The following is an 11664-nucleotide window of genomic DNA, read 5'->3' on the forward strand; positions in this document are numbered from 1 at the left end:
GCATAGGCTGGAAGTTCGAAGCGTCGGGGAAGTGCGAGAGGAAGAGGAGCCATGGAAGAGATCACCGTCCTGGACGAGGCCCAGTGCTGGAATCTGTTGTCCGAGAGCGTGATGGGTCGGTTGGCGCTCAGCGTCGACGGTGAGCCCGAGATCTTCCCGATCAACGCGTACGCGCACGACGGCAAGATTCTCTTCCGCACCGGCGAGGGCACCAAGCTCTCCGAGATCGCGGTGAACGGACGCGTGGCCTTCGAGACCGACGGCTTCACCAGCAAGATCGGTTGGAGCGTCGTGGCCAAGGGCCGCGCCCGCATCCTGACCAGCACGCACGAGATCATGGATGCCGACCAGTTGCCGCTGAAGCCGTGGGTCCCCACGCTGAAGATGAACTACGTCGAGATCGACGTGGAGGAGATCAGCGGCCGCCGCTTCAAGTTCGGCGCGGAGCCCGACCGCTACCCGGTGTGACCGGCTGGCACGCCGGGCAGAAGTAGATCGACCGCTCGGCGGCCGACCCGTCCGTGCCGACACCGAGCACGCCGCGCTGCACCGCCGTGCCGCACCGTCGGCACGGCCGGTGCTCGCGGCCGTAGACCCAGAGTTCGCGTCCCCGTCGGCGATCGCCGGTGGTGGAGCGGACCGCGGCCAGCGCATTCGCGGTCAGCAGCCGGTGGGCGTCGGCGACGAGCGCCGCCGGATCGGCCTCGCGCACCGGCCGGGTGGGATGAACCCCGGCCAGAAAGCACAGTTCGCTGCGGTAGATGTTGCCGATACCGGCGAGGGTGCGCTGGTCGAGCAGCGCCAGGCCGACGGGCCGCTCCGGATCGGCGGCGAGCTGCGCCGCCGCGCGGGCCGGATCCCAATCCGGGCCCAGTAGATCGGGGCCCAGGTGCGCCACGGCCGCGGCCGGATCGCGCGTGATCTCCAGGATCCCCAGGTCGAAGCCGACGGCTTCCACGGCGGCACCGTCGCGGCCGTCGGCCGCCAGCACCACGCGCGCACGGAAGCCGGGCTTGCGCCACTTCTCGCCGCGGCGATACACGTGCCAGACGCCCTCCATCATCAGATGCGAATGGATCGACAGGGTGCGCCCGCCTGCGCCCGACAGGTCGATGAACAGGTGCTTGCCGACCGCCCGGACCCGCTCGACGACGGCGCCGCGCAGGTCGGTGGTCGCCAGCGACGGAATGCGGAAGTCGCTCCGGGACAGGGTCTTTCCGGCGAGCGCCGCATGCAGCCGGTGGGCGGCGCGATAGACGGTGTCGCCCTCAGGCATGGCGCGGGTCGTAGTTCATGCGCAGACCGCGCGGCGTGGTGGCGAAACCCTGTTCGGACAGCAGCGCGCCCAGTGGGGTGCGCAGCGCGGGTTCGGCGTCGATGGTGTCGATGCGAATGCGGGGGAGTCGTCCGCGGCGCACCGCGTCGGTGAGCGCAGCCGCGGCCGCCTCGAGCTGATCGGTGCGGTCGGTGCAGGTCAGGATGCGTTTGCCGCCGCGCTCGACGAAGACGGCGAGGGCGCCGTCGACCAGGACGACGAGGGCGCCGGGTTTGCGTCCCGGTCGGTGGCCGGTGTCGGCGGTGGGCCACGGCAGGGCGGCCCCGTACGGGTTGGCCGGGTCGGTGGCGGCCAGCACGTGCGCGGTGTCCTGCTGTTCGCGGGGCACCACGGCGGCCGCACGCAGGGTGTCGACGGTGTGACCGGCGGCGAACTGGGCGCCGCCGAGGCCGTCGATGAAGTAGCCGCGTCGGGCCTGGCCGGAATCCTCGAAGACGCTGAGCGCCTTGTAGATGCGCGCGAATCCGCCGGGCACCTCCTCGGTGGTGACGGCGCCCTTGGTCACCACGCCGTACCGGTCGAGCAGGATCTCGCAGGTGGCCGCGGCCAGGGTGGTGGGGTCGAGGGCGGCGCGTTCGAGGCGCACCCAGCGGCCGCCGACCAGCGGCGGCACCGGCGGTCCGTCGGTACCGGCGAGGTATCGGCTGGACAGGCGGGCGGCGCGCAGGCGCGGCGGGCGGGCGCCACCGCGCACCCGGTGCGACGGGGTGGAGGTCTGGGCGCCCGACCGGGAGCGACCGGGGGTCAGCAGGGCGCGCAGCGGGGCGAACGAGTCGTTGGCGAGGCGCCCGGACCAGACCAGGTCCCACAGCGCCGCGTGCCGGGCGGGTTCGTCGCCGACGGCGAGCCCGGCGTCGTCGAGGTGGGTGGTCAACTGGGCGTAGCGCAGGGCGCCGCCGTCGACCGCGGCCAGGATCGCGGTGTGCAGGGCGTCGAGCTCGACGGGGTCGGCGGGCCGCAGGGTGAGCGGTGCCGATTCGGCCGGGTGCAGGCTGATCCATCCGTCCGAGGCACCGATCCGGCCGTGGCCGGACCAGACCACCTCGCCCGCGGAGAGCAGTTCGTCGAGCAGGGCCGGGCGATAGTCCTGCAGGCGGGTGGGCAGGATCAGCGATTCCCACGCCGATGCGGGGATCGGTTGCCCGGCAAGCTGTTCGATCACCGACAGCAGCCCGTGCACGCCGTGCAGGCGCGGGTCGCGGCCGCCGGTGGCCAGGGGGGCGCCGACGTGCTGCCAGTCGAGGAGGAAGCGCGCGTAGGTGTCGGCGCTGACCGGCTGCACCTCGGCGCGGCCGGCGGCGAGGGAACCGCGACGCAGCTGACCGAGGACGTCGGCGTGGCACCACTGGGCGCGTTCGGCGTCCTCGCGGGGCACGAACTCGCCTTCGATCACGATGCGGCGGCCAGCCAGCTTGGCCAGCGCCTCGCGCACCACGGCCACGCCCATGCCCAGGTCGGCGGCCACGTCGGCGGCGGTGAACGGCCCGTGGGTGCGGGCGTAGCGGTGCACCAGATCGCCCACCGGGTCGTCGGCGGGGGCGAGGTAGGCGGCCGGAACGCCGAGCGGCGGCGGGATGCCGAGCCCGTCGCGCAGGCGTGCGACGTCGTCGATCGCGGCGAGGTGCTCGAGGCCGCGCAGCAGTACGCCGATCACCCGGCCGGCGGCGACCTCCTCGGCGATCGCCGCGTCGAGATCGACTGTGCCCGCGTACCTTTCGTCGATCTGCGCGCGGGTGAGCGGTCCCAGCCAACGCAGCAGGTCGGTGATGTCCTGGCCGTCCCGGGCCCGGCGTTCCGGCGCGGTCCGCTGCAGACGGGCGACGGTCTCGGCGAGGACCACCGGATCGAGGAGTTCGCGCAGGTCCACCCGGCCGAGCAGCTGCGCGAGGAGAGCGGTGTCCAGGGTGAGGGCGGTGGCGCGGCGTTCGGCGAGCGGGGCGTCGTCGTCGTAGATGAACGACCCGGTGTAGCCGAGCAGCATGGCGGCCGCGAACGGTGACGGGCTCGGCGTCTCCACCTCCAGGAGCCGGACGCGGCGACCGCGGATGCGGGTGAGGACGTCGACGAGCGCGGGCAGGTCGTAGATATCCTCCAGGCACTCGCGGACCGTCTCCAAGATGATCGGGAAGTCGGGGAACTGACTGGCCACCGCGAGCAGTTGCGCGGCGCGCTGGCGCTGCTGCCACAGCGGTGCGCGTTTGCCCGGGTTGCGGCGCGGGAGCAGCAGGGCGCGCGCCGCGCATTCGCGGAACCGGGCGGCGAACATCGACGAATCGGCCAGGGCGCGCGTCGCGATGTCCTCGATCTCGTCGGGGTCGACGTCGAAGACGTCCGCGCCGGGCGGGGTGTCGTCGGTGTCGGGCAGGCGCACGATGATGCCGTCGTCGGTGGCCGTGGTGGCGCCGTCCAGGCCGAGGTTCGCCGACAGTTGCGCGGCGATCGCGCTGGCCCACGGCGCGTGCACGCGCAGGCCGTACGGCGAGTGCAGGATCAGGCGCCAGTCGCCGAGTTCGTCGCGGAACCGTTCCACCACCAGGGTGCGGTCGGTCGGCAGGGCGCCGGTGGCGGCGCGCTGGTCGTCGATCAGGGCGGCCAGATTGGTCCGCGCGGTGGCCGACAACCCGATCGCGTCGGCGTGCGCGGCGAGCTGCTGTTCGGAGGTGCCGACCTCGCCGACGAAGCGGCCCATCGCGGCGCCGAGTTCGGCGGGACGGCCCACGGCGTCGCCGATCCAGAACGGCAGCCGGCCGGGCTGGCCGAACGCCGGGATCACCCGCACCTGGTCGGGGGTGATCTCCACGATGCGCCAGCTGCTGGTGCCGAGGGCGAAGACGTCGCCGACCCGGGACTCGTAGACCATCTCCTCGTCGAGTTCGCCGACGCGGCGCGCGGAGTCGTCGCCCACCAGGAAGACGCCGAACATGCCGCGGTCGGGGATGGTGCCGCCCGAGGTGACCGCGAGGGAGAGGGTGCCGCGGCGGGCGGTGAGGGTGCCGGTGGCGCGGTCGTAGTCGACGCGGGCGGCGAGGCCCGCGAACTCGTCGGACGGGTAGCGGCCGGAGATCAGGTCGAGCACGGCGTCGTAGACGTCGCGGGTCAGCTCGCGGAAGGGCGCCGCCCGGCGCACCGTCTGGTACCACTGATCCACCTCGACGTCGTCGACGGCGACGGCGGCCACGGTCTGCTGGGCGAGGATGTCGAGCGGGTTGCGCGGCACCCGCAGCTCCTCGATCTCGCCGGCGCGCATGCGGGCCACGGTCACCGCGCAGCCGATCAGGTCGGTGCGGTGCTTCGGGAACACGACGCCCGTGCTGATCTCGCCGACCTGGTGCCCGGCGCGCCCGATGCGCTGCAGTCCGGAGGCCACCGAGGGCGGCGTCTCCACCTGGATCACCAGATCCACCGCGCCCATGTCGATGCCGAGTTCCAGGGAACTGGTGGCGACCACCGCGCGCAGGCGTCCGGACTTGAGGGCGTCCTCGATGTCGGCGCGCTGCTCCTTGCTGACCGAGCCGTGGTGGGCGCGGGCCAGGACCGGCGGTGCGCCCGCGGTGGTCACCGCCCCGGTGATGGTGGCCGGGGCGCCGCCGGGCACCATCGGATTGCGGCGCTGCGCGTCGACGTCGAGCCCGGCGCGGTCGGCGGCGATCTCGTTGAGGCGGGCGGTGAGGCGTTCGGCCAGGCGGCGGGAGTTGGCGAAGACGATGGTGGAGCGATGCTGGGAGATCTCGTCGACGATGGCCGCTTCCACGAACGGCCACAGCGAGCCGGCGGTGGGGGAGAAGGCGTCGTCGAGCTCGCTGTCGCCGGGTGGGACCGGCAGGTTCGTCATGTCCTCGACCGGCACCTCGACGCGCAGGTCGAAGGTCTTGCTCGCCGGCGGCGACACGATGGTGCACGCGGCCTCACCGGACAGGAAACCGGCCACCGTCTCGGGCGGCCGGACGGTGGCCGACAGGCCGATCCGCTGCGCGCGTGTGCTGGTCAGCTCGTCGAGTCGTTCCAGGGACAGGGCCAGGTGGCTGCCGCGTTTGGTGGCGGCGAGGGCGTGGATCTCGTCGACGATCACCGTCGTGACGCTGCGCAGCGTTTCGCGTGCCCGTGAGGTGAGCATCAGGTACAGCGACTCGGGGGTGGTGATGAGGATGTCCGGCGGGTGCGCGGCCAGGGTGCGGCGCGCGGCCGCCGGGGTGTCCCCGGAGCGGACCCCGACGCTCACCGCGGGGATCGGCAGCCCGAGGCTCGCGGCGGCGTGCCCGATGCCGACCAGCGGTGCCGACAGGTTGCGTTCGACGTCGACGGCGAGCGCCTTCAGCGGCGAGATGTAGAGGACCCGGACGCCTTCGGTGCGGTCGTCGTCCGGCGGCTCGGCGGCGAGTCGGTCGATGGCCCAGAGGAACGCCGCGAGGGTCTTGCCCGAGCCGGTCGGGGCGATGACCAGCGTGTCGTCGACCTGGGCGATGGACTCCCACGCGTCGGCCTGCGCGGCGGTGGGCGCGCCGAAGGCACCGGTGAACCATTGGCGGGTGGCCGGACCGAAGCCCGCCATCGTGTCCGCGTCGTGGCCCATGGATCCATTCAACCGCACGCCACCGACTCCCCGCGCGGCGCGCGGGGACGACGAGCGGGGATAAAATGCCGCTGACAACTGCATCATCGACACAAGGAGACCCGCGGGGATGTCTTCACCATTAGTGCCGGGGTGGTTCGACGTGCTGTTCATGCTCGTGCCGCTGTTCATCATCGCCATCATCGGTTTCGGCGTCTTCGTCGCCGTCCGCAACTATCGGGCGGCCAAACGCGGCGGCGTCGATCCGTTCGCCGTCGACACCGAGCTCAAGGTCCTGGCGATGGACAGCGCGGCCCTGGCCCCGGCTGCACCGTCGATCGAGGAGCGATTGGCCGAACTGAGCCGACTGCACAGCAGCGGGCTGATCACCGACGAGGAGCTGGCGCAGGCGCGCATGCAGGCGCTCAGCGGCCGATAGCCGCACCGATGGTGTCCAGGAGCGCGGTGTAGCGCCCGGCTTCCGGGTGGCCACCGGGTTTTCCGGTGGAGACGACGGCGGCCGCCAGGTCGCGTTCGGGGTCGGCCCACATCGCGATCTGGGTGAGACCGGTGTGCCCGAAAGCGGCCGGTGCGTCGCGCCCGAAGGGGCTGAAGCGCCGCGAGCCGAGCATGAAGCCGGTGCCCCAGCGCAGCGGGACACCGCCGGTCGCCACATCCGGGCGGAGGCGTCGACGTTGCGCGGTGGCGGCGCGCAGGGTCGACGGCCACAGCACGCGGGTGCCGTCGAGTTCGCCGCCGCGGCGCAGGAGTTCGGCGAAGCGGGACAGCTCGTGCGCGGTGGAGACGGCGTTGGACGAGGGCACCACGCCGGTGAGGAAGGGCGCCTTGTTGGCCATCGGCACGATCTGGGCCATCGATCCGCCGACCACCCTGGTGAACGCGGCGTCGACCGCCCCGGAGTTGGGCGGCCCGGTCACGTAGCTCGGTGCGACGAGTCCGACGTCCTCGGGGGCGACCCCGAAGTTGGTCCACCGAAATCCCAAGGGCGCCAGGATCTCCGCGTCGAGGATGTCTCGAATGCTCGAACCCGTTGCGGCGGCGACGATCTCGCGCACCAGCGGACCCCAGGTCAGGGCGTGGTAGAAGTGCACCGTCCCGGGCGGATAGATCGGCCGCAGGTCGGCGAGCATGGCGCGCGTGTAGTCGCTGTCCTCGCTGCGCCGCAGATCCGGGCGCGGGCCGGTGGGGATCGGCACGCCCGCGCGGTGGGTCAGGACGTGGTCGACGGTGGTGCGCCCCTTGCCGTGCGCGCGGTAGCCGGGCAGCAGGTCGTCGACCCGGGTGTTCAGACTCAGTTCGCCGCGCTCGACGAGTAGGTGCAGCACCGTCGCCGCCATCGCCTTGGCCGCGGAGAACACGCAGACCGGGGTGTCGGTGCGCAGCGGGACCTTCTCGGCGTCGGGGCCGTCGTCGGGTCCGTTCCCGCGCGCGTGCCCGATGGCGCGATCGACCACCACCTCGCCGCGGTGGCGCACGCAGACCGCGATACCCGGCTGGAGTCCGGCCTGATACCAGTGTCGGGCCGCACCCCAGATCTGCTGGGCGGCTGGCCAATACGCCGGCGACGACGCTTCGTCGTCGATATCGGTAATCGCATCGAGGTAGTCGGGCGCAAGACTGTCCGGCGCGTGGATCCGGCCCGGCCACTCCTGGTCTGTCGCTGTCACCCCGATCACGCTACTGTCAGAACCTAAGTAGAACGTGTTCTAGCCCGGAGGTCTGAAGTTGTTCGAGTGGTCTGAAGAAGATCTGATGGTCCGCGACGCGGTGCGCGCCTTCATCGAGAAGGAGGTGCGCCCGCACATCGACGAACTGGAGACCGGCGCGCTGCCGCCCTTCGACATCACCCGAAAGATGCTGGCCGCGTTCGGCATGGACACCATGGCCGCGGAGAACCTGGAGAAGGAGCTCGCCGCCGAAGAGGCCGGGGAGAAGAAATCGGGCGGCGGCTCCACCACCCTCGCCAACCCGATGTTCATGATCCTGAACATGGAGATGGCCGGCGTGAGCCTGGGCCTGATCGCGTCGATGGGCGTCTCGCTGGGTCTCACCGTGTCGACCATCCGCAGCCGCGGCACCCTGGCGCAGAAGCGGCGTTGGCTGCCGCAGCTGGTCACGATGGAGAAGGTCGGTGCCTGGGCGATCACCGAACCCGACAGCGGCAGCGACGCCCTGGGCGGCATGAAGACCACGGTCCGTCGCGACGGCGAGGACTACATCCTCAAGGGCAACAAGACCTTCATCACCAACGGGCCCAACGCCGACACCATCGTCGTCTTCGCCAAGCTCGACGAGGGTGATGGCACGCCCATGCGCGACCGCAAGGTGCTGACCTTCGTCCTCGACACCGGCATGGAAGGCCTCACCCAGGGTCCGGCCTTCAAGAAGATGGGCATGATGAGCTCGCCCACCGGTGAGCTGTTCTTCGAGGACGTCCGCGTGTCCAAGGACCGCCTGCTCGGCGAGACCGAGGACACCGGCGCGGACAAGCGCGGCGGCGACAACGCCAAGGCCGGCTTCACCGCCGAGCGCATCGGCATCGCCGCGCTCAGCCTGGGCATCATCAACGAGTGCCTGCGCCTGTCGCTGGACTACGCCAAGACCCGCACCCTGTGGGGCAACGAGATCGCCAAGTTCCAGCTGATCCAGCTGAAGCTCGCCGAGATGGAGATCGCGCGCCTGAACGTGCAGAACATGCTGTTCACCGCGATCGAGGCCTCGCAGGCGGGCAAGCCGCCGACCCTCGCGCAGGCGTCGGCCATGAAGCTGTACTCCTCGCGCGCCGCCACCGAGGTGGCCATGGAGGCCGTGCAGCTCTTCGGGGGCAACGGCTACATGGCCGAGTACCGCGTGGAGCAGCTGGCCCGCGACGCCAAGTCACTGATGATCTACGCCGGCTCCAACGAGATCCAGGTGACCCACGTCGCCAAGGGCCTGCTGAACGGCTGAACCGCCGCGCCCGTCGTCGTCCCGCGAGACGACCCCGCTCCCGCGAGAGCTTGTCGTTCCCGCGGGCCTTTCCCAGGCCCGCGGGAACGGACACTTCTCGCGGGAGCGGATTGGTTTCGCGGGAGCGGGCGGGTCAGCGGAGCAGGCCGCAGCGGTACATGCGGCGGGTGACGCGGGGGATCATGCGGTCGGCCCGCAGGTCGGGCCAGTCCCAGCGGACGACGTCGAAGCCGAGGTCGCGCAGACCGTTCTCCCGGTTCTTCTCCTTGAGCACGACGTCGGCTTCGGTCTCGCCCTCGCGAAGGTAGTCGTGGTACTTGGCTTCGCCGTCGAACTCGCCGGCGAGTACGTCGTCCCAGCTGAAGTCCGGGAAGGCCTCACCGAGGTCGTCGTCGAGGAGCACACGTCGCTGCAGCACGGGCAGCGGCAGGCCGGCTTCGATCATCTGCGCGCGACTCCATGATTCCCCCGGGTTCGCCGCCCGTCCGTCGGCCATCGCGAGGGCGACGCGGGCGCGGGCGATGCCGCGCCGTCGACGATGAGTGAGCACCGTCGCCAATTCATCGCGGGGCGTGCCGATCCGGAGCGCGGAGTCGAAGACGGTGAGGGCCTGGGCGAAGGTGCCGCCGACGGCGACGTCGACCGCGGTGCGCACCACATTGGTCAGGAGCACGCCGTCGCGCTGGACGGCGGTGTCGTCCAACGGTGTGCAATGCGTGTGGCGCTTCGGTGAGGTCATGCCGCCCTGGCCGAGCCCGGTGGTGAGGTGGACGCGGGTGCGATCGGGTTCGAGCAGCTCCAGGCCGAGGACCGCGGCGGCGGACTGATGGCTCAGGACGCCGCACCGGGTCGGGCCGGTGGCGATCGCCAGACAGCGCAGGCGATAGAGGTCGGCGGTTCGGGTCCGCAGCGGCGCCAGGTCGGCGGCCACGTAGACGCCGCGGACCACGCGGAGCAGCGTCTCATCGGCCAGGAGATCGGCGATGTCCTCGTCGGTGAAACCGAGGTCGAGTGCGCGGGTGCGGCGGATGAGGCCGTTGCTGTCGTGCGGTAGGTCCATGACGTTTGGACGCTCCCGCACCCCGCCCGGTTCCGCCGCCGCGCACGCCCCCTGTGGACAACCCGCCCTGTCCACAGCCCGCACGCCGCGCCGCTCCCGCGAGAGGATTCCGCTCCCGCGAGACGAACCGGTTCCCGCGGGAGTTCTAGTGGCCCGCGGGAACGGAGTCCTCTCGCGGGAGCACAGAGCTCTCGCGGGAGGCGGTGACGGCGGCGTCGAACTCGGCGTCGACTGCCTCGGGATCGGCGCGGCGGGTCAGCAGGCTCACGACGACGATCGCGAGCATGCCGATCAGGAAACCGGGGATGATCTCGTAGGTGTCGGCCACGAAGCTCGCGACGGAGTCGGGCGCGCGGTCGGCCAGGAAGCGGTGGAACGAGTCCTGGCCCCAGACGAAGGCGACCACCGCGCCGGTGATGATGCCGGCGAGTGCGCCCGCCGTGGTGAGACGACGCCAGTACAGCGACAGAATCACCACCGGGCCGAAGGCCGAGCCGAAGCCGGCCCACGCGAAGGCCACCAGACTCAGGATGCTGTTCGACGGGGACAACGCCAGGATCACGGCGACCACCGCGACCGCGAGCACGCCGAGGCGACCCAGCCGCACATAGGTGGCCGGAGCCAGCTCCCGCCAGCCCGACTTCACCGAGATCAGTTTGTACAGGTCCTCGACCAGGGCCGACGAGCACACGATCAGCTGCGACGAGATCGTCGACATAATCGCGGCCAGCACCGCCGCCAGCACGAGACCGGCGATGAACGGATGGAACAGCACCTGCGACAGCGCCAGGAACACGGTCTCGGACTGGTTGTCGGCCTCCAGGGTCGCGCCGTAGTACGCGATGCCGACCAGGGCGGTGCTGACCGCGCCGATACCGCACAGCAGCATCCAGCCGATACCGATGCGCCGGGCCACCGGGGCGTCGGCCGGCGACCGCAGCGCCATGAATCGCACGATGATGTGCGGCTGGCCGAAGTAGCCCAGCCCCCAGGCGACGGCGGAGATGATCGCCAGGGCGCTGCCGCCGGACACCATCGACAGCCGATCCGGGTCGATCGCCTGCACGGCGTCGACCGTCGCGCCGAACCCGCCCAACTCGATGACGCCGATGATCGGCACCGCGAGCAGCGCCACCACCACCAGGACGCCCTGCGCGACGTCGGTCAGCGAGGCGCCGAGGAAGCCGCCGAACAGGGTGTACAGCATGGTGATTCCGGCGACGATCAGCATGCCGACCACGTAGTCGACGTCGAACGACGACTCGAAGAACTTGCCCGAGGCCACCATGCCGCTGGAGACGTAGAAGGTGAAGAACACCAGGATGATCACGCCGCAGGTGATGCGGACGGCGTGCGCCTTGTCGTGCAGGCGTTTGCCGAGGAAGCTCGGGACGGTGATGGCGTCGTCGGCCACCTCGGTGTAGGCGCGCAGCCGCGGGGCGACGAGCTTCCAGTTGAGCCACGCGCCGACGATCAGGCCGATGAAGATCCACGACTCCACCAGGCCGTGCAGATAGATGGCGCCCGGCAGGCCCATCAGCAACCAGCCGGACATGTCCGACGCGCCGGCCGACAGCGCCGCCACCCAGGGTTTGAGCCCGCGATCGGCCAGCATGTAGCTGTCCAGATCGTCCTTGGTCTTGCGGTACGCGTAGTAGCCGATGCTCAGCATGGCCAGGAAATACACGATGACGGCGGCGAGCTGCCAGGCCTCTTCGTTGGACGGTCCCGCCATCGGGTTCTCCTTGA

The 11664-nt window shown here is 71.2% G+C and carries 8 protein-coding genes; 3 read left to right on the plus strand and 5 right to left on the minus strand.

Going from position 1 to position 11664, the window contains the following annotated elements:
* The first annotated feature begins 51 nt into the window (after window positions 1–51).
* Window positions 52–468: a pyridoxamine 5'-phosphate oxidase family protein gene (locus MUG78_RS11370; protein ID WP_246994866.1), complete on the plus strand. Its 417-nt coding sequence runs from the start codon at window positions 52–54 to the stop codon at window positions 466–468.
* On the opposite strand, the gene MUG78_RS11375 is transcribed toward MUG78_RS11370, so the two are convergent.
* Window positions 431–1276 carry a DNA-formamidopyrimidine glycosylase family protein gene (locus MUG78_RS11375; RefSeq protein ID WP_246994868.1) on the minus strand — a complete coding sequence of 282 codons (846 nt, stop codon included), beginning with the start codon at window positions 1274–1276 and terminating at the stop codon, window positions 431–433. The two genes, MUG78_RS11370 and MUG78_RS11375, sit on opposite strands and share 38 nt — an antisense overlap.
* A complete protein-coding gene (locus MUG78_RS11380; RefSeq protein ID WP_246994870.1) occupies window positions 1269–5906 on the minus strand; it encodes an ATP-dependent helicase in 4638 nt (1545 codons plus the stop codon). The genes MUG78_RS11375 and MUG78_RS11380 overlap by 8 nt, the downstream gene beginning before the upstream one ends.
* Before the next feature lie 109 nt (window positions 5907–6015).
* Between MUG78_RS11380 and MUG78_RS11385 the strand changes: the two genes are divergently transcribed.
* A complete protein-coding gene (locus tag MUG78_RS11385; RefSeq protein WP_246994872.1) occupies window positions 6016–6324 on the plus strand; it encodes an SHOCT domain-containing protein in 309 nt (102 codons plus the stop codon).
* Here the strand turns inward: MUG78_RS11385 and MUG78_RS11390 are convergent.
* Window positions 6311–7573 carry a serine hydrolase gene (locus MUG78_RS11390; RefSeq protein ID WP_372493197.1) on the minus strand — a complete coding sequence of 421 codons (1263 nt, stop codon included), beginning with the start codon at window positions 7571–7573 and terminating at the stop codon, window positions 6311–6313. The genes MUG78_RS11385 and MUG78_RS11390 overlap by 14 nt on opposite strands.
* A gap of 58 nt (window positions 7574–7631) precedes the next feature.
* On the opposite strand from MUG78_RS11390, the gene MUG78_RS11395 reads away from it, so the two are divergent.
* Window positions 7632–8855 carry an acyl-CoA dehydrogenase family protein gene (locus MUG78_RS11395; RefSeq protein ID WP_246994874.1) on the plus strand — a complete coding sequence of 408 codons (1224 nt, stop codon included), beginning with the start codon at window positions 7632–7634 and terminating at the stop codon, window positions 8853–8855.
* Window positions 8856–8988: 133 nt separating this feature from the next.
* Here the strand turns inward: MUG78_RS11395 and MUG78_RS11400 are convergent, their stop codons facing one another.
* Window positions 8989–9915 (minus strand): hypothetical protein, encoded by a 927-nt coding sequence (locus MUG78_RS11400; RefSeq protein ID WP_246994876.1) that lies wholly within the window; start codon window positions 9913–9915, stop codon window positions 8989–8991.
* A gap of 145 nt (window positions 9916–10060) precedes the next feature.
* Window positions 10061–11650, minus strand: coding sequence for a sodium/proline symporter PutP (gene putP, locus MUG78_RS11405; protein WP_246994878.1), 1590 nt, complete (start codon window positions 11648–11650; stop codon window positions 10061–10063).
* Window positions 11651–11664: the final 14 nt, after the last annotated feature.

Source organism: Gordonia alkaliphila (assembly GCF_023017165.1).
GTDB lineage: Bacteria > Actinomycetota > Actinomycetes > Mycobacteriales > Mycobacteriaceae > Gordonia > Gordonia alkaliphila.

What these genes read in the sequence shown, in the direction of transcription:
- MUG78_RS11370 (WP_246994866.1), top strand. Translation starts at nt 52, where the DNA reads ATGGAAGAGATCACCGTCCTGGACGAGGCCCAGTGCTGGAATCTGTTG.
- MUG78_RS11375 (WP_246994868.1), bottom strand. Translation starts at nt 1,276, where the DNA reads ATGCCTGAGGGCGACACCGTCTATCGCGCCGCCCACCGGCTGCATGCG.
- MUG78_RS11380 (WP_246994870.1), bottom strand. Translation starts at nt 5,906, where the DNA reads ATGGGCCACGACGCGGACACGATGGCGGGCTTCGGTCCGGCCACCCGC.
- MUG78_RS11385 (WP_246994872.1), top strand. Translation starts at nt 6,016, where the DNA reads ATGTCTTCACCATTAGTGCCGGGGTGGTTCGACGTGCTGTTCATGCTC.
- MUG78_RS11400 (WP_246994876.1), bottom strand. Translation starts at nt 9,915, where the DNA reads ATGGACCTACCGCACGACAGCAACGGCCTCATCCGCCGCACCCGCGCA.
- putP (WP_246994878.1), bottom strand. Translation starts at nt 11,650, where the DNA reads ATGGCGGGACCGTCCAACGAAGAGGCCTGGCAGCTCGCCGCCGTCATC.